The sequence below is a fragment of the Halomonas garicola genome, assembly GCF_055382465.1.
In genome coordinates this window covers 2,572,147-2,598,715 of sequence record NZ_AP043931.1, presented here as the reverse complement: position 1 = coordinate 2,598,715, position 26,569 = coordinate 2,572,147, and the positions used below count along the sequence as shown (strand labels likewise).

Genomic DNA, 26,569 nt, shown 5'->3' with positions numbered 1-26,569 from the left:
ACAATGGCCGCAACAGTCCTTTTTTCATTTTTTGGGGTGCTGCTGCTTCTTGGCGCACCGATAGTGGTAGCCCTGGGTGTGGCTTCCATGGCGGTCTATGTGGTCAACGGACAAGATATAAGTTCGTTGATAGAGCTGGCGTTTTCCGCTATCAATTCGTTTCCCCTCATGGCGCTTCCATCGTTCATCCTTGCCGGTGCCTTGATGGGTGATGCGGGTATTGCCCGGCGCTTGATATATATCGCTGAGGAGCTAGCCGGGCCGGCGGCCGGCGGCCTTGGCGCGGCTACCGTCATCGCCTGCATGTTTTTTGGCGCTATTTCCGGATCCGGGCCGGCGACCACGGCCGCGGTGGGGATGCTGGTGATTCCAGCGATGATTGAGCGAGGTTACGGCAAGAGCTACCCTGCTGCGCTGACCGCAACGGCCGGGGGGCTGGGCGTTGTGATTCCTCCCAGTATGCCGTTGATCATCTATGGCGTAACGGCCAACGAGTCGATCTCTGCGATGTTTATGGCGGGGGTGATTCCCGGAGTGCTCCTCGGTGTAGGGCTGGTGACGGCCAACTATATCGCCGCCAAGCGCAACGGCTATCAGACAGAAGGGCACAGCTACGATGTCAAGCGTGTCGCCAAGGCTCTGAAAGACGGTATTTGGTCATTAATGGCGCCGGTAGTAATTCTTGGCGGCATTTATTCTGGCTTGTTTACACCAACCGAAGCCGCCGTAGTCTCCATTTTTTATGCCTTGTTTGTGGGTATCTTTATTCACAAAGAGTCATCTTTGCGCGGGCTTAATGAGGCCTTTCAAAGCACCACCTGGCTTACCGGACGCGTGCTTATCATTATGTTTACCGCCACCGCTTTCGGTCGCATACTGGTCGAGCATCAGATACCGGCGATGATTGCTCAGGGTATTCTCTATGTTACCGATAGCCTTTGGTTAATATGGGTGCTGGTGATTGGCTTTTTGTTAATAGTCGGCATGTTTATCGAGATTCTGGCGACGATCATGATTGTCACTCCGGTGCTTTTGCCCGTCATGGTCGAGCTGGGCGTTGATCCTGTTCATTTTGGCATCGTGTTGGTAGTGAGTTTGGGTATCGGCTTCTCCACGCCGCCGCTAGGCGAAAATATGTTTATTAGCTCAAGCATTGCCAATGTGTCGATCGAGCGGATTTCCGTGCGGGCCCTGCCCCTGGTTGGCTCTATGGTGGTGATTGATCTGGTGTTGGCATTTTTCCCCGAACTATCGCTGATGCTGCCTCGCATCATGGGCTTTTAATAGAGAGGTAATAGGCAAGCCATGAACAAGACCGCGAACCGTAACGATACCGAAGCGCAACATCCTGACCGCCACACGACGGTCGGAGTGCTGGGCGGCATGGGCCCCGACGCAACCTTGACGTTTATGCAGCGCGTGATTGATGCCACGCCGGCCGAAGATGATATCGAGCATGTGCATATGCTGGTCGATAACAATCCCAAGGTGCCCTCGCGGATCAAGGCGCTGATTGAGGGGACCGGGGAGAGCCCCGGGCCGACCATTGCCGCGATGGCTCGTCGCCTGGAGCAAGCCGGCACGGACTTTCTGGTAATGCCGTGCAATACCGCCCATTACTACTGGCAGGATGCCCAGGAGGCGGTGGATATCCCCGTCTGGCATATTGTGGCGATGACGCTGGACGAGGTCGTGCGCCAGGCGCCGGGGGCCAAAGTGGGTATGCTTTGCTCGCCGGCGCTGCGTAAAATCGGCCTTTACGAAAACTTTATCGAAGAGCGCGGCCTGTCGCTTTTGTACCCCGAAGACGAAGCGCCGGTGCTCGAGGTAATCCGTGCCGTCAAGCGCGGCCAGGGCCATCATGACGAAACGCTTGCCGCTTTCACCAGGGCCGCCGACGAGCTGCAACATCGTGGTGCCGACGTGCTGGTGCTGGCGTGCACGGAGCTCTCCGTGATCCGCGATGGCTTGACCACTCAGATCCCCGTTGTGGACAGCGTTCAGGTACTGGCTGAGGGAGTGGCAGCGGCAGCTGAAGGACGCTGAGGCCGTTGGTATGGAGCTTTTGGATAGCGCGCTCGCGCTAAGGTGCTATTTACCCTTGAGTCAATCGCGTTTGGAGGAAGCCAGTCTCTATGCAGGATGCCCAGCTAGTCAGTGAAAGTCTCGCGCTCATGCGAGTTGGCATGGGGTTCGTGGTGGTGTTTCTGACCGTGCTGGTCATGATCACGACCCTGATGTCCTGGTCCATTAGGCGCCTGTTCCCCGAGCCGCCCCCCGGCTCAACCGCACCGGCGCATCCACAAGCGATTGCCGAACAGGCGCGTCCCCATGAAGACAAGCAGTTAATCGCCGTGCTCAGTGCGGCGGTGCATCGCTATCGCCAGAATCACCCGCGCTGACATTGATAGCGCTTACCTGACGCTCCCATGCTCACAACGACTGCTCACAACGATGGCTCATAACGACAAGGAAACGACAATGAGTGAGACGAAACGCCCGCTAGGTATCACCGACGTCGTCCTGCGCGATGCCCACCAGTCGCTGCTCGCTACGCGCATGCGCCTAGACGATATGCTGCCCATCGCGGAGAAGCTTGATCAGGTGGGGTTCTGGTCGTTGGAATCCTGGGGCGGCGCCACCTTTGATGCCTGTATCCGCTATCTGGGCGAGGATCCGTGGGAGCGCATCCGGGCGCTGAAGGAAGTCATGCCCAACACCCCGCAGCAAATGCTGCTGCGGGGGCAGAACTTGCTTGGCTACCGTCACTATGCCGATGACGTGGTAGACCGCTTTGTCGAGCGGGCCAGGATCAACGGCATTGACGTATTTCGTGTCTTTGACGCGATGAACGACCCGCGCAATCTGGAGCGCGCCATTGGCGCCGTCAAAGCCAACGACGGCCACGCCCAGGGGACACTGTCTTATACCCAAAGCCCGGTGCACACTCTGGAAAGCTGGGTGGAGCTTGCCCAAACCATTGCCGCCATGGGCGCCGACTCGCTGGCGATCAAGGATATGGCCGGCCTGCTCAGGCCCTACGAAGCCTATGAACTGGTCACTCGGCTCAAGGCCACTCTGGATATCCCCGTCCAGCTGCACTGTCACGCGACCACCGGCCTATCGACTGCCACCATTCTCAAGGCCATAGAAGCCGGCATCGACAATGTCGATAGCGCCATTTCCTCGATGTCGATGACCTATGGCCATAGTCCTACCGAGTCAGTCGTGGCGATGCTCGAAGGCACTGACCGGGATACCGGGCTGGATCTTGAGCAGCTTGAGGATATCGCTGCCTATTTCCGCGAGGTGCGTAAAAAGTACGCGGCATTTGAAGGTTCGCTCAAGGGCGTCAACTCGCGCATTCTTGTCGCCCAGGTGCCCGGCGGCATGCTGACCAACATGGAAAACCAGCTCAAGGAGCAGGGTGCAGGCGACAAGCTGGATGAGGTCATGGCCGAAATTCCGCGCGTGCGGGACGACCTGGGGCTGATTCCGCTGGTTACCCCCACGTCCCAGATCGTCGGTACCCAGGCGCTGATGAACGTGATGATGGACGAGCGCTATGGGTCCATTTCGAGGGAGGTTCAGGCCTTGCTCAAGGGAGAATACGGCGCCGCCCCCGCGCCCTTTAATAAAGCACTCCAGGAGCGTGTTCTGGAGGGCGGCAAACCGATCACGCAGCGCCCCGCTGACCGTCTGTCGCCCGAGATGCAGCGGCTCGCCGAGGAGCTGGACGAGACGGCTAAACAGGAGAAGGTGCGCCTGGCCGAGGGCGAACGCCATATTGACGACGTCCTGACCTATGCGCTGTTCCCGCAAATCGGGCTGAAGTTTCTGCAAAACCGCGATACTCCCGAAGCGTTTGAAGCCGTACCGGGCAAGGCGACAGCGCCCGAGGCCCCGCAAGAGGGCGCCGGGAAAGCCGATAGCAAGGCTACGCCTGCCGGCCCCGAGACCTACACGATTAACGTCAACGGCACCTCTTATGTAGTTGAGGTGGTCGAGGGCGGCGATATCACCCAGGTGCAACAGCAAGCCCCGGCTTTGCCTGCTGAAAACGAAGCGCCACCGCCGGCGGCTCCCAGCGGAGTCAGCATCAATGCGCCGCTGGCCGGCAATATTTTCCAGATTAACGTCAAGCCCGGCGAGAGCGTTGCCGAGGACGAAGTGGTGCTTATTCTTGAAGCCATGAAAATGGAAACCGAAGTGCGCGCGCCCCAGAGCGGAACGGTTTCCGAGGTTAAGGTAGCGGAAGGCGATAGCGTATCCGTGGGCGACGCACTGATCGTGCTTTAAGGACACCTCATGGAAAAGATACTGACACTCTGGTACGGCTCCGGGCTATATAACCTGAGTCTTGGCCAGGCCGTGATGTTGTGTATTGGTCTGCTGCTGCTGTGGCTTGCCATTGCCAAGAAGTTTGAACCCCTGCTGCTGGTGCCGATCGGGTTTGGCGGTATCCTGGCAAATATTCCCGAAGCCGGGCTCGCGCTGTCGGCCGCCGAGCAGGCCGTCCATCAGGGACGCCCCGAACTGCTACAGCAAATGGCCGATGCCCTGCGGGTTGCGCTGCCGGCGGGTGGCGATCTGGAAACCTGGCGCCATGCGCTGGGGGAGGCGCTTAACGGCGATACGTCGCCGACACTCGTACGCTCCGCCAATGATATGGCCATGGATTCGGGCTACGCCCACGGGATGCTGTATCAGTTCTACCGCGTGGCTATCGCGTCGGGTATCGCCCCGCTGGTGATCTTCATGGGCGTGGGGTCGATGACCGATTTCGGGCCGCTGCTGGCCAACCCGCGTACGCTGTTTCTGGGGGCGGCGGCGCAGTTCGGTATCTTTGCCACCCTGCTCGGTGCGGTGCTTCTGACGGTCATGGGGTGGATGGACTTCAGCCTTGATCAGGCGGCGGCCATCGGCATAATCGGCGGCGCCGACGGCCCAACCTCGATCTATGTGTCGAGTATTCTGGCGCCGGAGCTGCTGGGTGCGATCGCCGTCGCTTCGTATTCGTACATGGCGCTGGTACCGCTGATCCAGCCGCCGATCATGCGCGCTCTGACGTCGCAAAAAGAGCGTGCCATTGCCATGACCCAGCTGCGTCCGGTTTCGGCGCTCGAGAAGATCGTTTTTCCGTTGGCGCTACTGATTCTGGTCGTGCTGTTTCTGCCCGATGCGGCCCCCCTGCTGGGGATGTTCTGCTTTGGCAACTTGATGCGCGAATGCGGCGTGGTCGAGCGGCTATCGACTACGTCACAGAACGCGCTGATTAATATCGTGACCATCTTTCTCGGGCTTTCGGTGGGCTCCAAGCTGATGGCCGACCGCTTTCTGGCGGTAGAAACCCTCGGCATTCTCTGCCTGGGCATTGTGGCTTTTGCGATAGGCACCGCTTGCGGGGTGTTGATGGCCAAGCTGCTCAACGCGGTCAGCAAAAACCCGATCAACCCGCTGATCGGCTCTGCCGGCGTATCCGCCGTGCCAATGGCAGCGCGGGTCTCCAACAAGGTGGGGCTGGAGGCTAACCCGCATAACTTCTTGCTGATGCACGCCATGGGTCCCAACGTGGCCGGTGTTATCGGGTCTGCCGTTGCCGCGGGTGTTATGATCAAATATTTAGGGTAAAGCAAGGCAATGCTTTGAGCGTTGTTGGCACCAGAGCATTCGCCGCCCGACAAGCCAAGGAGACAGTATGACCCAAGAGAAAAAGCGGATCCTGTGCAGCGTCGGCATGCGCGGCAACTGCGACCACGTGCTTGAACAGGCCGCTGACCTGGCGCTTGTCACCGGAGCCGACCTGCACATACTGCACGTCGCCAAGTCCTTTCCTGAGGACATGTTCAACACCTTGAAGACCAATATTCGCGACCGCGACACCTTGAGCGCACTGCTGGAACAGCGCCTTGAGGAGCGTCGCCTTGAGCTGGCCCAAAAAGTTGAAACGGCCTGTACACGCTATCCGTCGCTGCAGAAGGCAGTGCAGGAACAACGGGTTACTCAGTCGGTGCGGGAGGGTTATCCCGGCTCGGTCATTGCGCACTTTGCCACCGACGGCGGCTTCAGCATGATCGTGATGGCTGCCAACAAGCAGGGCAGCACGGCGTCTTACGCCGGCAAGATTACCAAAGGCGTCATCAAACGCGCGACGGTTCCCGTAGTGGTGGTGCCTGCCGCGCCTTGATGGCCTAGCAGAAGCTGAAGGCAGGGGGAGAAACTGCTTGCCGGCCGCCAGCGGTAGTGAGAAGGCTGACGCTTCGTCATCGGGTCTGCGTCTGGCGGGCCCGTCACTTTGACATTGGGGATATCCTGCTTTGCCCTCCGTGCTGTCTTCTCTGCGCCGGCTGTTACCCGCTCTCGCGCTGGGGCTTGCCGGCGGTACGCTGGCGTTTGCGCTGCACTTGCCGTTGCCTTGGCTGCTGGGCGCCATGCTGGCCACTACCGCAGCAAGTCTGGCCGGCGTGGAACTGCATTCACCGGCGCGCAGTCGTCAAGGCGTGCTGGTAGTGATCGGGGTGATGCTGGGCTCGGCGTTCACGCCGGATATCTCGGGTGCCCTGGGGCGGTGGAGTTTGAGCTTGGCAATCATGCTGGTCGCGACGGCGGCCATGATGGTGTTCTCGGTGTGGTTTTCACGGCGGATCGCCGGATACTCGCCGGATACGGCGCTGTATGCCGGCGTCCCGGGCGGCGTTTCACTGGTCACCATGATGGCGGCGGGAACCGGCGCTGATTTGAGAGTTATCGGCATCACCCACGCGGTGCGTATCATGGTGCTGCTGGTGGCCATTCCGCCGGTGTTGCAGGCCATCGGGCATGTGGATTTGGGCAATGCCACGCCGGATCCGGCTCGATGGCTTATGCTGCCGGGGCCGGCTGATACGGGTTGGCTGATCGCTGCCGGGGTGGGTGGTGCCTGGCTGGGACGTCGGCTGCGCTTGCCCAATGCCTTGCTGTTTGGGCCGGCGCTGGCCTCGGCGACGCTGCATCTCACCGGCGTCACCGAGGCGGCGATCCCGCCAGTGCTGGTGGCCCTGGCTCAGGTGCTTATCGGCGTTTCGATAGGTGTGCGCTTTGCGGGCACGTCGCTTGCACTGGTGGGTCGAGCCATGTTGATGGCGGTGGCTCAGGCGCTGGTGCTGCTGGTTATTGCTATTGTGACTGCCTGGGTCGGCCATTTGCTGACCGGCTACTCGGCCGCCGCGGCGTTGCTTGCCTATATGCCGGGCGGTGCACCCGAGCTCAGCCTGGTAGCGCTGACGCTGGGTATCGACCCGGCGTTCGTTACGACCCACCACCTGCTGCGCATTTCGCTACTGGCGCTTTTGCTACCCCTGTTACTCAAGCAAAAAGCAGCGGCCTGAGCGTTTTCTTCCGATTGCTTCGCGGCTTTTTGCGCTTTCAGGCTATGTTGATATGTTTATTCGGGTGTTTCACTCTCAAGGCGCACGCCCGGCGTTTTGCTGAATACATCAATGTTGGCTCTTCGACGTTTCATGTGGATTGGGCCTGATTCAGCATGCTCCCGACCGGGCTGCCAATCAGGTAGATCATGGTGATGAAGGTGCTTTCGTTGCGGTACCCGCGAGCACGTGAGCGGGCGGCCTGAAACAGACTGTTCATCCCTTCCAGTCGTGCGTTGGTCAGGGACGACGTCCAGCGCCGGATGACTCGCTCGGCATGCCGTTCCAGGGTGTTCAGTGCCTTCCTGACCGGGGCCAGCAAGGCCTTGTCTGCGATCGCCTCCCGGGCGAAATTGAGGAAGTGGGTGATCCGCCAGCGGGCCCCGCGAGGCGTGGGCGCCTGCTGAATCCAGCGCAGCTTCTCCTTGATGAGCCAGGCGTCGGCCGTGGCGCTTTCGTCGGCCAGCAATTCCTGCAACGCGGCGATCTGGTGGGACGTCAGGTTGTCGGATTCCGCGTTGCGCAGGATGGCCCAGCGCAGGTGCTTGGGGTGGGGCTGTTCGCGCCGCTCACGCTTTCTGACCTCATCCAGCGCCCGCGTGAAGGTCTGCACGATATGAAACCAGTCGACGGTGACCTCGGCGTGGGGTAACTGCTCTTCCACGCCCTTGAGGAAGGCCGGCGACATGTCGCAGACCACCTCCAGCACCTTGCCGGGAGCGCCCTGATGCGCGGCCAGGAAGTCGCTGAAGGCCTCGATCGTGGCCTTGCCCCGGCCTTGACCGCGGATAAATCGAGTTGCTCGAGCATGCGGCCGACATAGTGATGCACGATGCGCCACAGGCGCTTGTCGGTGATCTCGATCAGGCGGGCAGCGGCCAGCACCGGCATCTCCCGGACCAGGGCCATGGCGGCCTGCTCGAACAGCAGGGTGAAGTCGCTGCCCGGCCGCGCCCAGGGCACCTCGATGCGCTTGACGCCATGCTCGGGGCACTGGGTGCGAGGCACGCGGGCGTGCAGGTAACAGTGATGCTGGAAGAAGTTCAGGTGGCGCCAGGTCTTGTCGGCAAAGTCGTGGGCCGGGCAGGCCTTACCGCACTCCGGGCAGGGGTAGAGGCTACCTCGTTCGGCTTCAACATGAAGCTCCAGCCGGTGAGGTGACACGGTAGTATCCAGGTGCTGGTCCTTGAGAATCCAGGGCGCTTCAAGACCCAGGCCAAGGGTTAGAATCTGAGTGCCGTCCATGTCCTACCTCCTGTCATCGTGGAGGTCATATCCTGGCCTAGCTCAGGGGGTGAATTCCACACCCGACGTCGAAGAGCCCATTTCATACGGCGGGCTTCTAAAATCGGTTTGGCGGTACCTCAAGTATACCTGGCCGTTGTCTTCTGCCGGAGGCCCGCCGGCAGGGGTTAACCCACGCGCTTGACCCATTCGCTCACGTCATCGCCGCTGCCCATGCCGGGATCAATCAGGCCGTCGACCATAAAGGTGGGCGAGCCGTGGATGCCGTTCTGGCGTGAATATTTGGCGTGGCGTTTGATCTCGCGATCAAGGTCGGGGGTGTCAAACGCCGCGGTGAATGCCGCACCGCTGTATTCTTCCAGTCGCTGGAGAATCTCATCCGGCGTGGTGCGACGGTTGGCGCCCCGGCAGTGGTCTTCAAACACAAATTCTTCGCGATGCTGACCTACCGCATCCATAACCCGGTAGGCATTGCTTTTACCGCCCTCGAGCGTTGAGGCGGCAACGATTGCTCGGATAACAATGCCGGAATACAGGTGCCAGGGCTGGGAGTGCAGCCAGATTTGCACGCGGACGTTATCCTCGCCGGCCTGGCTAAGAAACTCGTCCAGCTTGTTGAAGGTCTTGACTGAAAAAGGGCAGGTCGGCTCCAGAAAAACCTCAAGCAGACGCGGGCCGTGGCCCCAGACGAGCGGATCGGCATGCCAACGATGCGCCATGGTAAACACTCCTTTTTGTCACGTACGAGCTGCAAAACGCCTGGTACAGGCGACTGTGCGCCCACCCTAGCATAGAGGCAGACAGGGAGCAGAGCCGCGTAGCAGGGTTGCCCAGCAAGGATGAAGCGCGGTGAATACCGGCTGGGCATCTGGCCATCCTTCGTTCCGCGACCCTACACGTTGGCGGTTCCACACAAGGGAGGTGGCGTTAGAGAGAGAAGCGGCGTTAGAGGGAGTTCCATACATGAGTGGATGGTCAGGCAGTAACTTGGTGCCGCTATCGACAAAAGGGCCAGAATGCCAGCAGGCCGTCGCACTGAAACTCCGCCTCGCAGGCCGCCAGCTGCCCCTGGTAGCGTGAGGCGGTGCGCGATACCTGGCGGGCTGCCCGCCGGACCGCCGGCTTGCCTCGATAGGAGCCGCGCTGATAGCCGCCCTGTCCTTCGTGATAGGCAAGGTAAAGGTGCTCGGGGTTGTGAAGGGATACCCCTGCCACGCGGTGCGTGCGGGCGTTATACCAGCCGATGAAGTCGGTGGCGTGCTTGATGTGGGTACGGCGCGCAAACAGGCGCCCGGCGTCGTCTTCGTATTCTTCCCAGACCGGGTCCTGGGCCTGGGCGTAGCCATAGGCCGAGGAGGGGCGCGTCCAGGGAATGAAGCCCAGCAGCCGGCGGCGGGGTGGCTTCACGTGGCTGCGGAAGCTGGATTCGCGCTGGATGAATGCCATCTGAGTGGCGATAGGCGTGCCCCACTTCTCCTGCGAGTCTTGTGCGTAGTCGTACCAGCCGGGCTGCTCGCGGAAGATTTCGCAAATATTCTCCTGGTTTGCGGGCGGCGACGGCGCCAGCATGGCGCACCCGGCGAGCATGGCGGCAAGGCTCAGCCCGCCCAGCGGCCGGAGCAACGGTGCCAGGCAACGGATGGATGTCACGGCCCTGGGATTCCTTGCGTTACGGTAGTCATCGTCAAGACAATTCCTGAGAAGTATCGCGAGCGTCTGAACGAAATGCGCGTTGCCGGTATTGAAGCACAGGGGTTCGAGAACCACGAACTTCCGTACCGGCATCCTGGGGGCGTACGTAAGGGTGACGCAGGGGGATGCTCAGCGCCGGGATGAAGGCCAGCGTCAGCCCTACAAGGGCGTAGATGCCCCAAGGGTGTAAACTCCAGTGAAGAAACGTCATCTCCATGGAAAACTGAGCGGTAGTAGCATCGCTGCTTAAATAAGGACGGAACGAGGCGTGAGAACAGCGTGGCTGCCGTGTCACCTTGCCAGCCAACAAAGATCAGTAGCAGGGCAATGACGGTGGCCGAGACGATAAACAGGCTCATTTTCCTGAGCGATGGCATAATGTCGGGCTTCCGTAACGTTATCGTGTTGTGCGCAAGGGTCGGCTGTTTTTAGAGAATGGAAATCCCGGCGCGGCAGGGACACTGTGTTATATTAGATTTATATAATATATTGATATGAGCGGCTAGTTTTGCTTTGCTGGCGTCGCTTAAGTGGAGCGCAAGCCTTGATAACCCCCATGCTGGTGGCAATGGCAGTATTCGTGACCAAGAGGTCGTGACATCGTAAAACTAACCGGAAGATGATGAGTGTATGGACACGCCTGGAAAAAATTCAGATGGTTGGATGATCAAGAAAGGAAACTGTAACCCGGCATGTGTTCAGAAACAGATCCGCTTTTAGCTGAAAACACGGAATCTGACATTTAACAGAAAGAGGTAACCCATGACCAAACGCGCCATTATCGTCGTAGACTTTCAGAACGAGTACCTTCCCACCGGTAAGCTACCGTTGGCCGGCTTGGAACAAGCGCTGACAAATGCCGCTCGCCTTATTGATACGGCGCGTACCGGGGGCGATAAGCTTTTTCATATTCGCCATGAGTTTGCCCAGCCCGACGCGCAGGTTTTTGTACCGGGAAGCGATGGCGTTGAGATTATTCCAGCCGTCGCGCCGGCCGAAGGCGAGCCGGTCGTCCTCAAGCATTCTCCCAATGCGTTTCGCGGCACGAATCTGCAGCAGCAGCTGGAGGAACAGGGTGTCGAGGAGCTGGTGATCATCGGTGCCATGAGCCATATGTGTGTGGAAGGGACCTCCCGCGCTGCCAGCGATCTTGGCTATGCCGTTACCGTGGTGCAGGATGCGTGCGCCACGATGGATCTTGAGTTTCAGGATACGAAAGTGCCGGCGGCCCAGGTGCACGCCACGGCAATGGCTGCGCTGGCGTTTGCCTATGCGACCATTGCCAGCACCGAGGCCTATTTGGCCGGCTGATGGGATAGTGATTCCCTGCCCTGTTACGAAAAGAAAACAGTGGGGTGCTGCGGTTCTGCTGTGATAAGCCCGTTTCTGCCCCTGGACAGGCGTCGATGGAGGTAATGTGGAAGTTCTGCTGATTGGAATGCTGCTGCTGACCGGGCTGGCGTTCGGTGTGCTGGGCAGCCGCTTTCTGCGTGTGCCTCGCGTGGTGGGTTATATATTCGCCGGCATCTTGTGGGCCCCTGACCTCCTTGGTGGGCCGCTGGGCGCAGAAACTACCGAATGGACCCGCTCTATTGTTGCCGTCACTCTTGGCATCATTGCTTATTTAATCGGCGGCGCGGCGACCGTCACGCAGCTTCGTCAGCTGGGCTGGGCCATTGTCACCGCGACGGTGGGTAAGGTTTCCGGTAGCTTTCTCGCGGTACTGGTGGGTTTTGCGCTGCTGGGCTCGGCCGTGGCCGATGTGCCCGGCTGGACGCTGGCGCTGCTACTTGCAGCGATTGCCACGACTACGGCGCCGGCCGCCATCGTTGCAATCATCCACCAGTATCGAGCTCGCGGCCCGCTGACTACCACACTGCTGGGCATGGTGGCGCTGGATGATGCGCTGGCGCTGGTGATTTTCTCGTTGGTATTGGCCGCCATGGACAGCACGGGCTTCGCCGCTGCGATTCCAGCCGTTATTTGGGAGATCGTCGCGGCCATCGGGTTTGGGGCGGCCGGCGGCTATGTGGTTGAGCGTACTGCACGTCATCTGCCCGAACCGGAACTGCAGCTGGTGGGGCTGCTGGGTGCCATCGTTCTGCTCACTGGGCTCGCCGACGCCTGGCATTTTTCGCCGCTGTTGGCCGCCATGGCGCTGGGTTTTTCCACTCGGTTTTTCGGCGGCGCCCATTCCGAACCGCTATTCCGTCCGCTGGAACAGCTTCAGGAAGTCGTATTTGTGCTGTTTTTCACCCTGGCCGGGCTGCATTTCGCGCCCGGCGTGGTGTTCAGCCATGCGGGGCTGGTCGTGCTGTATTTTGTGCTGCGAGCGGGCGGGCAGATCATCGGCGCGATGACCGGCGCGCGGCTTGCGGGGGCGCCGCGGGTTATCAGCCATAACGTGGGGCTGGTCATGTTGCCCCAGGGCGGGGTGGCCATCGGGATGGCGCTGCTGCTGACCGGGGTGCCACGTCTGGAGGCGTCTGCGCTGGTGATCGTCAATATCGTCACCGCCACCACGCTGCTGACCGAGACGCTGGGAGCGGTGGCCGTTCGCTTTGGGCTGGCGCGAGCCGGCGAGCTTGATCAGGCGGCGAAAATCAGCGAGACGGAGAACACAAGATGAAGACCAGCGAATGGATAGCTGCCTATCCGACCAGGGCGTTGACTATCACCGGTGAATGCCGGCTGCAGGAGGCGGCCCGTATGCTGCTGGATAATCCGGAACGGCGCGATCTCTTTGTCCTCGACGCCGAGGGGCGTGTCTGCGGGCACCTGGGCTTGTGGCATCTGTCCAGCTTGCTGCTGGCCAAGCTACGGCCCACGCATAGCCTGCGCGAACTGGTGGAGCGGATCACGCTGGGCAGTGTGGCCGAACACATGGACGGTCGTGTGATGTGCGCCGGAGCCGATGAGGATATCGACAACATTTTATATCAGCATGACCTCTTCCAGCAGCACGTAGAGCGCCGCGTCGAGGACATCCCGGTGGTAGACGTGCAGCACCGTCTGCTGGGCGTGATTCGTCTATCCGACCTGCTGCGCAACGCACTCGATACAGGAGCGTGATGCCGCGGCCTCTATGTAGCGATAGCAGAATTTGAGCCTGAGCCCCTTGGCTTCGGCGACCGGAATGTTTCGCCTGGCCAAAGCAAGATAAAGGCCATGGCGGTATTCATGGCCGGGAGGATTCGACGTCAGAACCGGAGGTCGAGAGGGACTTCTCCTGCTTGTTTGCCCTGGCGGAAGCGCTGATAAGCACCAGGCAAGCCAGTATCAGCCCGATGCCGGCCCAGCCCATCAGCGGTAGACGTTCGCCGACGATGACCACCGCCAGGCCTGCCGCCACCACGGGCTCAAACAGCGTTATCGTTGTGGCGGTGCTGGCAGCAATACGTGCCAGGCCGTGTCCGAAGCAGAGATATCCCAGGAACATCGGCACCAGAGCCATGTAGAGCCCCACCGCGGCATTGCCCCAGGAGGCGAGCAGCGGCGCCCCGGTTATCAAAAGGACTGGCATCAGCATCAGGCCGCCCAGCCCGAAGGTGGCCCCCATGGCAGCTCGGGAAGCAATGCCACGCTGCATGAGGTGGCGTGCCGTCCATGAATACAAGGCATAGGTAAGGCCGGCCAACAACCCCAGCAGCACGCCGGGGATCACACCCGATTCCGTTCCGGTCGGTACATGGCCGCTGCCTTCGGCCAGGCAGAGTAACGCCATACCGGCTAGCCCAAGCCCAGCGCCGGTTATCCAACGCCGGGTGAGCCGAAGCCCGTCCAGATGATACTCGATCAGCGCCGAGAGCAGCGGTGCCGAGCCGATGGAGACGACTGTACCAATGGTGACCCCGGCCAGGCGCATTGAGGCATAGAACGCCAGCGGATAAATCGCCACGCCCAGCGCGCCCAGCAGCAGGTACTGCCACTGCGCTCGCAGCAGTTCGGCATGGCGGTAGATCCGCCCGGCAGAGAGGGCGGCCTGCATGAGGCCACCGCCGCCCATGGCCACGGCACCGATGGCGACGGCGCTAACGCCTGGAGCGAAGGTCGCCGCGGTACCGGTGGTCCCCCATAGGATGGCGGCCACCAGAACGGCGGCAATGCCCAGTAGGTGATCGCTGGCTCGCTGATTCATCGCGTTGTCGTGGCTCAATGAAATCGGATACTCATATGGGTGGTAAGTTGGCCATCCCAAACGAGGTGTATGATGGCGCGGAAAACGTCGTTCCTTTTCCATGAAATTCAAGCAGGAAGCCGCAAGCCTAGTGCTGGAACAACCGCCGATCAACCAAATGGGGCTTTCCATGAGTAACCTTGGGGTCTTAAACACCTGGGTCGCCATAGGTCTCATGGAAAGCGATGGCATAAATCGTTGAGTGCAGGCAGCCGCGAGGGCGATTACTGGCCAAAGCGCTGCAGCTGCATTTCCTGCAAGCGGCTCAAGGTACGACGGAAGGGAAAGGCCAGCGCGCCGTCGCGGTAGAGCTCATTTAACGGCACGGCTGCCTCCAGATAAAGCGGTACACAGCGGTCATAACATTCATCAACCAGCGCAATAAAGCGGCGCACACCATCGTCCTGATGCGTTAGCGCCGGCAGCTGGCGATCTCCGGCTTCCACCTGCAACACGCCATCTTCGGTGCCACGAGCTATCGACTTTTGCTGGCCACTACCGGTCAGCCGAGGCACCTCACTTAAGAAAATATAGGAAAAGCGCTCACACAGCTCAATAAAATCCTGTGATGCCAGCTTTTGCTCGCATAGATCATCGTAACGGCACCACAGCGCATGTTGGCTGCGCTGCACGACCGTGATCTGACGGTGCCCAAGCAGCAAGGATTCACGATGAGGCCGCTCGTCTTTGCTGAGCTGTTTGGCAAAGGCGTTTTCCAGCGCCTTTGGCTCATTCACCCAATAGCGTTGCTGACGCTCCCCGGGATGCAGCCGGTGATCCTGGTCACCGTCAACGCTCACCACCTGCATATGGTGTTTAATGGCCGCAATGGCCGGCAATAGTCGTTCACGATTAAAGCCGTCTTTGTACAGTTCATCTGGCGGCTGGTTAGACGTGCTTACTATGACCAGACCTTGAGCCAGCAACTGCTGGAACAAGCCACCTAACAGCATGGCATCGCCGATATCGCTGACAAACAGCTCGTCCAGACAGAGTACACGCGCTTCAGACGCCAGCTCCTGCGCAAGCAGGTCCAGGGGAGATTTCTGCCCGGTTAGCTGAAACAGGCGCCGGTGTACCCAGCGCATGAAGCGGTGAAAATGCTGTCTGCGGGCCGGCACGGTTAACGCCCGGTGAAACTGATCCATTAACCAGGTTTTACCTCGCCCCACAGGCCCCCAGAGATACACACCCTGAATATCCGCCTGGCCCGCCTGCAGCTGTTCATGGCAGCGCTGCAAGCCAAGGACTGCCTCATGCTGAGCCGGGTCGTCCTTAAAGCCCAGGGCCAGTGCCTGCCGATAGGCTGAGTGAGGGGAGGGCGGTGTCGCCGTTGAGCTGAGAGGCCTCATATCACTATCGAGTCCCGCATGATGAAAAATCTGCCTGTTCACGAAAGAAAACTGAATCGCCCCGAGTATTGAGACAAAACGCGCGCAGCAGAGCGACGTTGCCAGAAACGCTGTCCGCTCGAGCTTGGGAGTCGCTGAGCTATTCTATTCCTTGGGCCACATCCCTGCAGACCTGCCTATCCATATCTATTTTCATTCTCTCTGCTTAAAAGCGGTTGAGCGGCACTTTCAAATACACCTGGCCGTTGTCTTCCGCCGGGGGCAGTTCGCCGGCGCGCATGTTCACCTGCACCGAGGGCAGTAGCAGCCGGGGCATGCCCAGGGTGGCGTCGCGCTCGGTGCGCATCTTGACGAACTCGGCCTCGCTTACGCCGTCATGCACGTGGACGTTATGGGCGCGCTGTTTGGCCACGCTGGTTTCGTGCTGGTAGGTGTCCCGGCCGGGCGCCTTGTAATCGTGGCAGAGAAACAGCCGCGTCTCGTCGGGCAGCGCCAGCACTTTCTGGATGGAGCGGTACAGCGCCTGAGCATCGCCGCCGGGGAAGTCGCAGCGGGCGGTGCCGTAGTCGGGCATGAACAGAGTATCGCCGACGAAGGCGGCATCGCCGATCACGTAGGTGAGACACGCCGGCGTATGGCCGGGGGTATAGAGTACCTGTCCTTCCAGCTCGCCGATGGCGAAGGTGTTGCCTTCCTCAAACAGGCGATCGAACTGGCTGCCGTCCCGGGCGAACTCGGTGCCGGCGTTGAACGCCTTGCCGAAGACGTCCTGAACCACGGTGATGTTGGCGCCGATGCCGGTCCAGCCGCCGAGCTGCTCGTGCAGATAGGGGGCGGCGGACAGGTGGTCGGCGTGAACGTGGGTTTCCAGCACCCATTCCACGCTTAGCCCCTCGGCGCGGATAAAGTCGATAATGGCGTCGGCCGAGCGCACGTCGGTGCGTCCGGCGGCGTAGTCGAAGTCGAGCACCGAGTCGATGATGGCGCAGGCCGTGCTTTTGGGGTCGCGCACCACGTAGCTGAAAGTGCTGGTGGCGTCGTCAAAAAACGCCGTCACCGTCGGGATGGATACGTCTTGAATCGGCATGGGAAAGGCCCTCCGTCAAAGAATGGGTCAGGAACCGGGGGAGGCGCAGAACTGCTCGTAGAGCGTTTCAATCACCGCCATGGCCCTGTCGTCCTTGATCCGATAATAAATCTGCTTGCCTTCCCGCCGCGTGGCGACCAGGTCTTCTCGCCTCAGTACGGCGAGCTGTTGGGAAAGCGTGGGCTGCTCAATGCCCAGCTCGCGCTCCAGGTCGCCGACGTTCATTTCGTCCTGGGAAAGCTGGCACAGCAGTATCAGGCGGTCGGTATTGGCCAGTGTCTTGAGCAGCTTTCTGGCTTCTCCGGCGCTCTCGCGCAGGCGAGATAGCTCAATGGGGGTAGCATCCGGCATGGCGCTTGGGTCTCAGTGTCCCGGGGGAGTTATTTAATAATAGCATATTATATATTTACTGAGAGTATTGAGCGCCCCGGCTAACCTATAAAAACCACGCCCCTCTAGCTTGCCGGAGGGGGTTGCTACCACACCAGAGAGAGCCACCATGAACATTCGCCATCCCTTCGCGCTGGGATTGGCTAGGTGCATGGTCGATATGTCTTCTCGACTGGCGCGCCAATAAATGTCGTGGGCCGGGGTCGTTCCGGCCGAACAGCCAGGTGAGTTATTCCACGATCATCACCGATTTGACGTTGACGAACTCCTTCATGCCAAAGCCGCCGTGCTCACGGCCGTAGCCGCTGTCCTTGACACCGCCGAAGGGCAGCTGGGGCTGGGCGATGCGGTAGCCGTTGACGTTGACCATGCCGGTATCGAAGAGGTTGCGGGCGATATGGATGGCGCGCTTCTCGTCCCTGGAGAAAATGCCGCCGCCGAGGCCGTAGCGCGAGTCGTTGGCGACACGAATGGCTTCATCTTCGTTTGCCACACGAATCAGTGACGCGACCGGGCCGAACAGCTCCTCGTCGTAGGCGGGCATGCCGGGCTTCACATCTTCCAGTACGGTACTGGGGTAGAAGTAACCCGGGCCGTCAGGGATTTCACCGCCGAACACGCAGGTCGCTCCAGCGTCAACGGAGCGCTTGACCAGGTCATGCAGGGTATCCCGCAAGTCGTCGCGTGCGATGGGGCCAAGCTGGGTGTTCTTGTCGGTTGGGTCACCGTATTCGATCTGGCGCATCTCCTCGACGAACTTGTCGCGGAACTGCTGATAGACGGAATCCACCACGATAAAGCGCTTGGCGGCGACGCAGGTTTCGCCGTTATTGAAGATCCGTGCCTGACTGCAGGTTTTGACTGCCAGATCGATATCCGCGTCATCCAGTACCAGGAAGGCGTCGTTGCTGCCCAGCTCCAGCACGGATTTCTTCAGGCACTCACCCGCCTTGGAAGCCACGGCGCTGCCGGCGCGGGGGCTGCCCGTCAGGGTCACGCCGCGCACGTATTCGTGCTCGATGAGCTGATTGACCTGGTCTGCGCCAATGAGCAGGTTGCGGAATACGTTCTTCGGCAGGCCGGCCTCAATGAAGACCTTCTCGATCTCCATCGCCGATCCCCAGACGTTGGGGGCGTGCTTCAGCAGCACGGTGTTGCCCGCCATGATGTTGGCAATGCTGTAGCGAATGACCTGATAGAACGGGAAGTTCCAGGGCTGGATACCCAAAATCACGCCCATTGGCTGATAGCTGACCAGCGCACGGCCGCCGTCGAGCTCGCGCTCTTCGTCCGCCAGTTCTTTCCCCGCGTTATCGGCGCTGTACTCGCAGATCGCGGCGCACAGCTCGATTTCAGCGCCGCCCTGAGCAATCGGCTTGCCCATTTCCCGGGTCATCAGCGCTACGTACTCATCCTTTTTCGCCCGCAGACGCTTGGCGATATTGCGCAGGATGTTGCCGCGCTCCTCAAGGCTGGTCGTGCGCCATTCGAGGAAGGCTTGGTGGGAGTCACGAACTGCTTGCAGTGCCTGGTCGTCGCTGATCAGCTCATAGGTGGCAATAACCTCGCCGGAGGCTGGGTTGATGGTCTGATGTGTCTTTGCCATGTTATTCATCCTTTTTGCAATGGTTCATAGAGCCCGTTTGGAACGGGGTTCTGACGTAGGCCTGTTCTCTCGATCCTCAGGACCTGACTGACGCCATGCTGACGATAAAGTGGTAACGGCAAGCATTATAAGAAGTACAGCCAGACAATGGGAGCAACGTTTCTACGGGGTTTTTGCATATTCCTACTAATTTAAGGCGCCTATGCGGATGATAAGGGGATAAATTGGCATAATCGTCCCGCCCTCGTATCAAGGAGTCCAGGATGTCCGCAAACTCACCGACCGATGTTCTCATCGAACTGATTGCCCCCTTGGTCGAGCGTGACGGTTACACCACGACGTTACTGCCATCGGTGACGCTGATGGCGCTACGCCGGCCCGTCCCACGAACACCGCTGATATACGAACCAAGCCTGAATATCGTCGCCCAGGGCTACAAGGTCGGCTACCTTGGCGATCGCGAGATCCACTACGGCCCAGGGCAATATCTGGTGCAGACGCTGCCGCTGCCGTTCGAGTGCGAAATCCATGCGTCGCTCGAATCACCGCTGTTGGGGGTGTCGATACGCCTTGATCCGGCGCTGCTGGGGGAGCTGGTGGCGGCCATGGGGGAAAGCGGTGTCCCGAATAAAGCCTCGCCCGAGCCCATGGCTTCAGTGTCGATGGACGAGCGCATGCAGGGTGCCGTGGTGCGGCTACTGCAAGCGCTGCATGACTCCGGCGAGTGTGCAGCCATGGGCTCGCTGCGGGTGCGCGACGTGGTGTTTGAGGCGTTGAAGGGGCAGCAGGGGGCGGCACTGCGTGCCCTGGTGCATCATCAGGGGCACTATTCGCAAATCGTCCGTGTACTGTCTTGTCTGCACGCTAGCTACGCGGAGGAAGTGTCGGTGGAGAGTCTGGCACGTCAGGCCAATATGAGTCCCTCTGCCTTCCATCAGCATTTCAAGCAGATCACCCAGGCCTCGCCGCTGCAATATCTCAAGCGGCTGCGCCTGATCAAGGCCCAGCAGCTGCTCGTTCAGGACACGCATAATGTCAATCAGATTGCCGAGGCCGTCGGCTACCGCAGCGCTTCCCAGTTCAGCCGTGACTACAAGCGCTGTTTCGGCAGCTCGCCTCTGCGGCATCGCAAGGAAGAACATGCCCTGCAAGCGCCATGAGCTGTACTGGCCAACAACACTTGGCCCCTACAAGCGGAAGTAGTCAGACATACCGACCACACCATGCCTTCTGTCAGCGTGGGGAGCGTATTCTGGCTCAGATCGCGGCGGTGAATGTTGCATTTAATGGGGTGATTTTTTCTTGCATACATACAGGGATGTATATATATTTAGCCGCCCAGTTATTAAGTTAGAAGTGACTAATGAAAGTAATGAAAAATAGCACCCAGCTGATGAGCTCCCTCGTAATGCCATTGGCAATGCTGGCAATGGCCGGCTCGGTTCAGGCCGCGGCAGCCTCCAATGAATGGTCGGTAGGGCTGGGAGTGGGTGCCGCCTGGTCGCCAGAATATCGCGGCGCCGATAGCCATGAGTGGGAAGCGCTGCCCTGGATTCAGGCGAGTAAAGGTCGCTTCTCTTTAGGCCCTGTTGAGGGGCTGAGCTATGACCTGCTGGCGGGGGAAAATTGGACGCTGGCATCCTCGCTGTCTTATGCCAGGGGGCGTGATAACACGGGCGCTCTGGATGATTTTGACGACGTGCATGGCAGCCTCATGGCCGGCTTTTTGGCCAGCTGGACGAATGGCCCCTGGCAGCTAAACAGTGATATCGCCGGGCCGGTAACCGGGGATCTTGAAGGGGTGCGGGCGCGTGGCTATCTGCGCTATCGAGGCCAGTTCACCAAGCGTCTGCGGTTTGCCGTTGGTCCGGGCGCTACCTGGGGTAATGGCCGTTGGAATCAGGCTCTATTCGATATTTCCGCCAGGGATGCCGCGAACTCTGGTTTAAAGCGTTATCACGCCGGGGGAGACTATGTCCAGGGCAGCATGAATGGCCGACTCACTTACTTACTGACTCGCAAACTGAGTGTCTCGGCCGTCACTCAGTACAGCCGTCTGTTGGGTGACGCTGCCGACAGCCCGATCGTCGATGACGTGGGTGATAATAACCAATGGCTTGGAAGTCTGGCGATTAACTATCAACTCTGATTGCCAGCCGGTATATGCTGTTTCGATAAGAAAATCATGCAGCGGCCAAGCGTTTTTGGTCGCTGCCTTTTGAGCATTTCGCCACACAGATACGCAAAGAGGACGCTGACATGTATGATCCGAAAAATTTTACCCTGGAGGGCCAGGTTGCCGTCGTTACCGGGGCTGGGGCCGGTATTGGCCGCGCTATTGCCGAAACCTTTGCCGCTGCCGGCGCCGCGGTCATGGTCAGTGACCTCAAGGCAGAGGCAGCACAGGAAGTTGCAGACGGCATCAAGACGCAGGGCGGCAGGGCCACCGGTATTGCCTGCGATATCACCAAGGAAGATGACCTGGCCGGACTGGTCGACAGCACGACAAGGGAATTTGGCAAGCTCACGACTCTCGTCGGCAACGCGGGCGGCGGCGGCCCAAAACCCTTTGATATGTCGATGGACGAATTTCGCTGGGCCTATGAGCTGAACGTGTTTTCGCTGTTTCGGCTGTCCCAGCTTGCCGCGCCCGAGATGGAAAAGGCCGGGGGCGGCTCGATCCTTGCCATCACCTCAATGTCGGCGGAAAACAAGAACCAGCGCATGGCGTCTTACGGCTCCTCCAAGGCGGCGACCAGCCATCTGGTGCGCAATATCGCGTTCGACCTGGGGCCGAAAGGCATCCGGGTGAACGGTGTCGCGCCCGGCGCCACGCGGACGGATGCGCTGAAATCCGTCCTGAACGACGAAATCGAGACAACGATGCTGGCGCACACGCCGATCAATCGCCTGGGCGAGCCCGGCGATATGGCTAACGCGGCGCTGTTTCTGTGTTCGCCCGCCGCGAGCTGGATCAGCGGTCAGATCCTGACCGTGTCGGGCGGCGGTGTGCAAGAGTTGGACTGACGATTCCCCCAATTTGCTACAGAAGATCGGCCTTGCCGCTGGCGGTTTCCCTGGCGGGTGGTCGCCCACCTGATAACGATCCGAGCAAGCGTCGTGTCTGAACAGAGCCGCATTGGATTGATACCGATGGATGGGAGAGGTTTTTGTATGTTCAGGAGATAGGCCAAACAGTATAACATGCGCTTCCATCATCTTAGGAGACTGACCATGACGCAACGGCATCGATACGCCCGTGCTTCTCTGTGGCAGGGGGCGGCTCTTGCTCTGCTGTGCCTGCCGGCTATGGCCCAGCAGGCGGATACTGCCGCCGGCCAGGACAGAGCCCAAGCCGGCTGGATGCAAGGCTTCCCGCCGCCGGAAAACCGCACCATTCGCTTCACCGACGACGACTACTTCGCCCCGCCCAAGATGGGATGGACGGTATGCCACTTCCGCGAGCTGATGCCCACCGCCGGCGTGGATAACGGCACCGACTGCGCGCGCAAGCTGCCCAAAAAGCTGGATGAAGGCATCGGTGAGGTCAGCTTCACCCCCACCGGCGGCGGCGAGTCGATGACCTTTGACGAGGCTTTTACCGTCAACCACAGCGACGGCGTGCTGGTGATGCACAAGGGCGAGGTGGTCTACGAGCGCTACGCCGGCTGCCTGGATGAAAATACTCTGCACGGCGTGATGTCAGTGACCAAGTCGATCACTGGGCTGATCGGCGAAACCCTGATCGCCGAGGGCAAGCTCGACGACAGCGCCGAGGTCAGCGAGATCATCCCCGAGCTTGAAGGCAGCGCCTTCGGCGATGCCACGGTGCGCCAGGTGATGGACATGACCACCGCGCTGGACTACTCCGAAGACTACTCCGACCCTGACGCCGACGTCTGGACCTACGCCAAAGCCGGCAGCCCCCTGCCGCCGCCGGACGACTACGACGGCCCGCGCAGCTACTTTGCCTTTCTGGAAACCGTGGATAAAGACGCCAACCAGGCCCACGGCGACGCCTTTGGCTACCGCACGGTCAACGCCGACGCGCTGGGCTGGCTGATTGCTCGCAGCACCGGGCAAAGCGTAGCCGACTGGCTGGCCGAGCGGGTGTGGTCAACGCTTGGCACCGAGCGCGAAGCTTTCTACACCGTGGACTCTATCGGCACGCCCTTCGCCGGCGGCGGCTTTAACGCCACCCTGCGCGACCTGGGCCGGCTGGGGCAGCTGGTGCTCAACGACGGCGAGCTTGACGGCGAGCAGATCATCCCCGCGGCGGCCATCGACAATATCCGTCAGGGCGGAGATCAAAAGGCCTTCGCCAAGGCCGGCTACGAAGGGCTTCCCGACTGGAGCTATCGCGGCATGTGGTGGGTAAGCCATGACGACCACGGCGCCTTTTCTGCCCGGGGCGTGCACGGCCAGACGATCTGGATAGATCCTAAGGCCGAGATGGTCATCGTGCGGCTGGCCTCGCACCCCAAGGCCGCCAACGCCGCCAGCGACCCTACTTCGCTCCCGGCCTACCGCGCCGTGAGCGAGTATTTGATGGATCAGCCGTAACGCTTGCTGTCGGCTTGGCGCAGTGCTGTTCCACAACTTTCCGCACACCAGGGCACACCAGTAAGGAGTTAAGATATGAAACGCTATGACTACGTGATCGCCGGGGGTGCGGTGTGAGCACCGAAGCTGCAGACCCTGAACGACCTCCGGAGCACGCAGACAAGACAGTCCTTCCACCGGTTAACTGGCCCGTGTTCATCTGGGCCGCCATCGGGTCGATCGCCATCACCCTGTGGGCGCTTATCACCCCCGAATCTGCCCAGGAGGCGCTCGGTGCCGTGGTGGGGTGGACCTCGGGCTGGTTCGGGTGGTTCTATGTCCTGCTCGCAGGCGGGGTGCTTACCTTCGTGATCTACCTTGCCTTCTCCCGTTTTGGCAACACCAAACTCGGGCCGGAAAACTCCAAACCCGAGTTCTCCACCATCGCGTGGGCATCCATGCTGTTCGCCGCCGGCATCGGTACCGACCTGATGTTCTTCGCCGTCGCCGAACCCGTTACCCAGTACCTGCACCCGCCCTCGGGCGCAGCGGAAACGGTCGACGCCGCCCGTCAGGCCACCGTGTGGACCCTGTTCCACTACGGGCTCTCCGGGTGGGGAATGTACGCCCTGATGGGGATGGCCCTGGCGTATTTCGCCTACCGGATGAAACTGCCCCTCGCCGTCCGCTCCGCGCTCGCCCCGATCTTTGGCAGTCGCATCCACGGCCCCCTGGGGGACACCGTGGACTTTGCCGCACTTCTGGGCACCATCTTCGGGGTGGCCACCTCGCTGGGGATCGGCGTGGTGATGGTCAACGTGGGGCTCGCCACCGTGCTTGGGGTGCCGGTAAGTACCGCTACCCAGGTGGCGATCGTCGTCATGGGAGTGGGTGTCGCCATCCTCTCGGCAGTATCCGGGGTCGATAAAGGCATCAAGTTCCTCTCGCTGATGAACGTGTTCTTCGCGATCGCTCTGAGCCTATGGGTCCTTGTCACCGGGAAGACCCAGTACCTGCTGGACGGACTGGTGCTGAACATTGGGGACTTCGTCAACATGTTCCCGGACATGGTCCTGCAGACCTTCGCCTTCGAGGACACCGGTACCTGGATGAGCGACTGGACGCTGTTCTTCTGGGCCTGGTGGGTCGCGTGGGCCTCCTTTGTCGGCATGTTCCTCGCCCGGATTTCCCGGGGTCGCACGATTCGCCAGTTCGTCACCGGTACGCTGACCATTCCGTTCGTGTACATCCTCATGTGGATCTCCATCTACGGCAACTCCGCCCTGGACATCATCCGCAGCGGGGACGCCGCGTTCGGTGCCAATACCGTACTTAATCCCGAAAGCGGGTTCTACGAACTGCTCTCGCACTACCCTGCGTTCATGTTCATCGCTGGGCTTGCGACACTGACTGCGCTGCTGTTCTACGTCACCAGCGCCGACTCTGCTGCCCTGGTCATGGCGAACCTCTCCTCCCGCCTGCCTACCCCGCAGCACGACGGACGGCCTGCACTGCGGATCTTCTGGGCGATTGCCACCGGCGCGCTTACGATCGCGATGCTCATTGTGGGCGGGATCGGCGCATTGCAAAGTGCCACGGTCATCATGGGGCTGCCGTTTTCCTTCGTCATGATCCTGGTGATGGTCAGCCTGTACCGGTCGCTACGGGTGGAAGCCCGGCGTCTGGACAGCAGGGAGCAGGCAATGCCCGTGGCGGGGCGCGCCGCCCGTGGGGGGGAGGTACGCTGGCAGCATCGCCTGGGGCGGATGCTCACCTTCCCCAACGCAGGGCGAGCCCGGGAGTTCGAAGAAAAGGTTCTTCTGCCCACCCTCGGAGAAATCGTCGATGAACTCGCCGGGCGGGGGATCACCGCCACCTGTGAAAAGCACCTTGACGAGGAAGGGGAGAGATATATCGAACTCGAGGTAGACCCCTCCTCCGAACACCCCTTCCACTACCAGGTGTTCCGCAAGGAAGCACCGATACCGCATTTCGGCGGGCGCCCAACCCAGGTGGCAGACAAGTTCGTGCGCATGGAGGTTTATCTCGACGTCGCCGCCTCACAAGGTTACGACATCATGGGCTACACCAAGGGACAGCTGCTGGACAACGTGCTGGATCAGTACGAACGCCATCTGGAATTCCTGCAGATGCAGGAGTTTGTGCTCAATGCTCAGGAGGCGAGCTGACGTGTGACGTGAGCGCGCGAGTGAATGCGCAGACCTGACCATGGTAGGGAGGCCTGCAGGCCTCCCTATTGATCTACCCGGCACTGGTGCGCACCAATGCCGAGTAGATCACTTTTGAAAGCAGGGCAACATTCGGAAATCAGTCACCACCTGGGCACAGAGTGGGCACCGTTTGGGCACAGGCATAAAAAAAGGACCTACGCGTTAACGTAGGTCCTTGAAAAAACTGGTGCGCCCAGCAGGATTCGAACCTGCGACCCTCGGCTTCGGAGGCCGATACTCTATCCAGCTGAGCTATGGGCGCTTGATGGGTGCGTATCCTAACGGCCTCGTCGCCGTGTGTCCAGCGGTTATCGCCGGTTCAACAGCGCGTGGCCTGAAAAAATATTCTGCCCCCTACACAACATCGGCGTGGCGAGTCACCAGAGCTTATGCTCCAGCGCCGTCGTAGCACCCGGCAACAAAAAAGCGCCCGTAGGCGCTTGATTGTCTTGCTTGTTTGGTGGAGGCGGCGGGAATTGAACCCGCGTCCGCCGACACTCGCCCATTGGCTCTACATGCTTAGATTTCGTCTTTTGTTTTAGCGCGACTGACTCCGACGATCAGGATCCAGTCACGCGAGCCTTCAAAGGTTTAACAGTTGACGTGAAGACGCCGCCAACTGCGATCCTGTCAGTTTTAGCTCGTATCTCCGCAGCCATGAACAGGCACATGGCCTTGGAGCCGGACAAGAAGCTAGCAGTTTTTACGCTGCCAGCGCGCCCTGAGCATAGTTTTCGTCGTTTGCGACTATTTTTCGTGATGTTGGATTTACGAGATACATCACGCTCTCGGCATGCACCGCAGGGTTTGTCATCGGCGTCGAGACCATGTCGCCCCCTTA

The 26,569-nt window shown here is 60.2% G+C and carries 23 protein-coding genes, 1 tRNA gene, 1 other RNA gene and 1 pseudogene; 15 read left to right on the top strand and 11 right to left on the bottom strand.

All coding sequences use genetic code 11. The annotated features are described in order from the left end of the window. Positions 1–3: 3 nt before the first annotated feature. The 7 genes from ACZ46Y_RS12505 to ACZ46Y_RS12475 all read left to right on the top strand — a co-directional run bounded on the left by ACZ46Y_RS12505 (position 4) and on the right by ACZ46Y_RS12475 (position 7,367). Positions 4–1,284 carry a TRAP transporter large permease gene (locus ACZ46Y_RS12505; protein ID WP_311957600.1) on the top strand — a complete coding sequence of 427 codons (1,281 nt, stop codon included), beginning with the start codon at positions 4–6 and terminating at the stop codon, positions 1,282–1,284. A 21-nt stretch (positions 1,285–1,305) separates the two neighbouring features. Further along, positions 1,306–2,046 carry a cysteate racemase gene (cuyB, locus tag ACZ46Y_RS12500; RefSeq protein ID WP_311957602.1) on the top strand — a complete coding sequence of 247 codons (741 nt, stop codon included), beginning with the start codon at positions 1,306–1,308 and terminating at the stop codon, positions 2,044–2,046. A gap of 89 nt (positions 2,047–2,135) precedes the next feature. Next, entirely contained in the window at positions 2,136–2,402 is a 267-nt protein-coding gene (locus ACZ46Y_RS12495) for an OadG family protein (protein WP_311957604.1), read from the top strand. A 79-nt stretch (positions 2,403–2,481) separates the two neighbouring features. Then, the gene (gene oadA, locus ACZ46Y_RS12490; RefSeq protein ID WP_311957605.1) at positions 2,482–4,299 is read left to right on the top strand and encodes a sodium-extruding oxaloacetate decarboxylase subunit alpha; all 1,818 of its coding nucleotides are present in this window, start codon (positions 2,482–2,484) and stop codon (positions 4,297–4,299) included. 9 nt (positions 4,300–4,308) lie between these two features. After that, positions 4,309–5,631 (top strand): sodium ion-translocating decarboxylase subunit beta, encoded by a 1,323-nt coding sequence (locus tag ACZ46Y_RS12485; RefSeq protein ID WP_311957606.1) that lies wholly within the window; start codon positions 4,309–4,311, stop codon positions 5,629–5,631. Between the two features lie 67 nt (positions 5,632–5,698). Next, positions 5,699–6,187, top strand: coding sequence for a universal stress protein (locus ACZ46Y_RS12480; RefSeq protein WP_311957608.1), 489 nt, complete (start codon positions 5,699–5,701; stop codon positions 6,185–6,187). A 139-nt stretch (positions 6,188–6,326) separates the two neighbouring features. Next, the gene (locus tag ACZ46Y_RS12475) at positions 6,327–7,367 is read left to right on the top strand and encodes an AbrB family transcriptional regulator (protein ID WP_311957610.1); all 1,041 of its coding nucleotides are present in this window, start codon (positions 6,327–6,329) and stop codon (positions 7,365–7,367) included. A gap of 130 nt (positions 7,368–7,497) precedes the next feature. Here ACZ46Y_RS12475 and ACZ46Y_RS12470 read toward each other — a convergent pair. From ACZ46Y_RS12470 to ACZ46Y_RS12455, 4 genes and pseudogenes are all read right to left on the bottom strand, one after another. Further along, positions 7,498–8,651 (bottom strand): annotated as a pseudogene (locus tag ACZ46Y_RS12470) (transposase). Between the two features lie 167 nt (positions 8,652–8,818). Next, the gene (locus ACZ46Y_RS12465; RefSeq protein WP_311957206.1) at positions 8,819–9,370 is read right to left on the bottom strand and encodes a DsbA family protein; all 552 of its coding nucleotides are present in this window, start codon (positions 9,368–9,370) and stop codon (positions 8,819–8,821) included. 277 nt (positions 9,371–9,647) lie between these two features. Continuing rightward, the gene (locus ACZ46Y_RS12460; protein WP_376717597.1) at positions 9,648–10,301 is read right to left on the bottom strand and encodes a transglycosylase SLT domain-containing protein; all 654 of its coding nucleotides are present in this window, start codon (positions 10,299–10,301) and stop codon (positions 9,648–9,650) included. 34 nt (positions 10,302–10,335) lie between these two features. Continuing rightward, positions 10,336–10,554, bottom strand: coding sequence for a hypothetical protein (locus ACZ46Y_RS12455; protein WP_464380044.1), 219 nt, complete (start codon positions 10,552–10,554; stop codon positions 10,336–10,338). Between the two features lie 551 nt (positions 10,555–11,105). Between ACZ46Y_RS12455 and ACZ46Y_RS12450 the strand changes: the two genes are divergently transcribed. The 3 genes from ACZ46Y_RS12450 to ACZ46Y_RS12440 all read left to right on the top strand — a co-directional run bounded on the left by ACZ46Y_RS12450 (position 11,106) and on the right by ACZ46Y_RS12440 (position 13,415). Then, positions 11,106–11,654 (top strand): cysteine hydrolase family protein, encoded by a 549-nt coding sequence (locus tag ACZ46Y_RS12450; protein WP_311957204.1) that lies wholly within the window; start codon positions 11,106–11,108, stop codon positions 11,652–11,654. A 106-nt stretch (positions 11,655–11,760) separates the two neighbouring features. After that, the gene (locus tag ACZ46Y_RS12445) at positions 11,761–12,972 is read left to right on the top strand and encodes a cation:proton antiporter (protein WP_464380043.1); all 1,212 of its coding nucleotides are present in this window, start codon (positions 11,761–11,763) and stop codon (positions 12,970–12,972) included. Further along, on the top strand, positions 12,969–13,415 hold the full coding sequence (locus tag ACZ46Y_RS12440) for a CBS domain-containing protein (protein WP_311957201.1): 447 nt from the start codon (positions 12,969–12,971) through the stop codon (positions 13,413–13,415). Before ACZ46Y_RS12445 ends, ACZ46Y_RS12440 begins: the two co-directional genes overlap by 4 nt. Before the next feature lie 106 nt (positions 13,416–13,521). On the opposite strand, the gene ACZ46Y_RS12435 is transcribed toward ACZ46Y_RS12440, so the two are convergent. The 5 genes from ACZ46Y_RS12435 to ACZ46Y_RS12415 all read right to left on the bottom strand — a co-directional run bounded on the left by ACZ46Y_RS12435 (position 13,522) and on the right by ACZ46Y_RS12415 (position 18,955). Then, positions 13,522–14,481 carry a DMT family transporter gene (locus ACZ46Y_RS12435; protein WP_311957199.1) on the bottom strand — a complete coding sequence of 320 codons (960 nt, stop codon included), beginning with the start codon at positions 14,479–14,481 and terminating at the stop codon, positions 13,522–13,524. A 263-nt stretch (positions 14,482–14,744) separates the two neighbouring features. After that, entirely contained in the window at positions 14,745–15,872 is a 1,128-nt protein-coding gene (zapE, locus tag ACZ46Y_RS12430; protein WP_311957207.1) for a cell division protein ZapE, read from the bottom strand. A gap of 205 nt (positions 15,873–16,077) precedes the next feature. After that, complete coding sequence (locus ACZ46Y_RS12425; protein WP_311957198.1) at positions 16,078–16,959, bottom strand: MBL fold metallo-hydrolase; 882 nt, start codon at positions 16,957–16,959, stop codon at positions 16,078–16,080. 27 nt (positions 16,960–16,986) lie between these two features. Then, positions 16,987–17,310: an ArsR/SmtB family transcription factor gene (locus tag ACZ46Y_RS12420; protein ID WP_311957196.1), complete on the bottom strand. Its 324-nt coding sequence runs from the start codon at positions 17,308–17,310 to the stop codon at positions 16,987–16,989. Positions 17,311–17,578: 268 nt separating this feature from the next. Next, the gene (locus tag ACZ46Y_RS12415; protein WP_311957194.1) at positions 17,579–18,955 is read right to left on the bottom strand and encodes an NAD-dependent succinate-semialdehyde dehydrogenase; all 1,377 of its coding nucleotides are present in this window, start codon (positions 18,953–18,955) and stop codon (positions 17,579–17,581) included. 263 nt (positions 18,956–19,218) lie between these two features. Here ACZ46Y_RS12415 and ACZ46Y_RS12410 point away from each other — a divergent pair, with 263 nt between their 5' ends. From ACZ46Y_RS12410 to betT, 5 genes are all read left to right on the top strand, one after another. Beyond that, on the top strand, positions 19,219–20,115 hold the full coding sequence (locus ACZ46Y_RS12410; protein ID WP_311957192.1) for an AraC family transcriptional regulator: 897 nt from the start codon (positions 19,219–19,221) through the stop codon (positions 20,113–20,115). Positions 20,116–20,327: 212 nt separating this feature from the next. Next, entirely contained in the window at positions 20,328–21,104 is a 777-nt protein-coding gene (locus ACZ46Y_RS12405) for a MipA/OmpV family protein (RefSeq protein WP_311957189.1), read from the top strand. A gap of 110 nt (positions 21,105–21,214) precedes the next feature. Then, entirely contained in the window at positions 21,215–21,982 is a 768-nt protein-coding gene (gene hdhA, locus ACZ46Y_RS12400) for a 7-alpha-hydroxysteroid dehydrogenase (RefSeq protein ID WP_311957186.1), read from the top strand. Between the two features lie 207 nt (positions 21,983–22,189). Then, positions 22,190–23,518 (top strand): serine hydrolase domain-containing protein, encoded by a 1,329-nt coding sequence (locus tag ACZ46Y_RS12395; protein ID WP_311957183.1) that lies wholly within the window; start codon positions 22,190–22,192, stop codon positions 23,516–23,518. Between the two features lie 113 nt (positions 23,519–23,631). Continuing rightward, positions 23,632–25,686 (top strand): choline BCCT transporter BetT, encoded by a 2,055-nt coding sequence (betT, locus tag ACZ46Y_RS12390; RefSeq protein WP_311957182.1) that lies wholly within the window; start codon positions 23,632–23,634, stop codon positions 25,684–25,686. 227 nt (positions 25,687–25,913) lie between these two features. Here the strand turns inward: betT and ACZ46Y_RS12385 are convergent. Next, positions 25,914–25,990 (bottom strand) — tRNA-Arg (locus ACZ46Y_RS12385). Between the two features lie 196 nt (positions 25,991–26,186). Beyond that, positions 26,187–26,566, bottom strand: a transfer-messenger RNA (tmRNA) gene (gene ssrA, locus ACZ46Y_RS12380). Between the last annotated feature and the right edge of the window lie 3 nt (positions 26,567–26,569).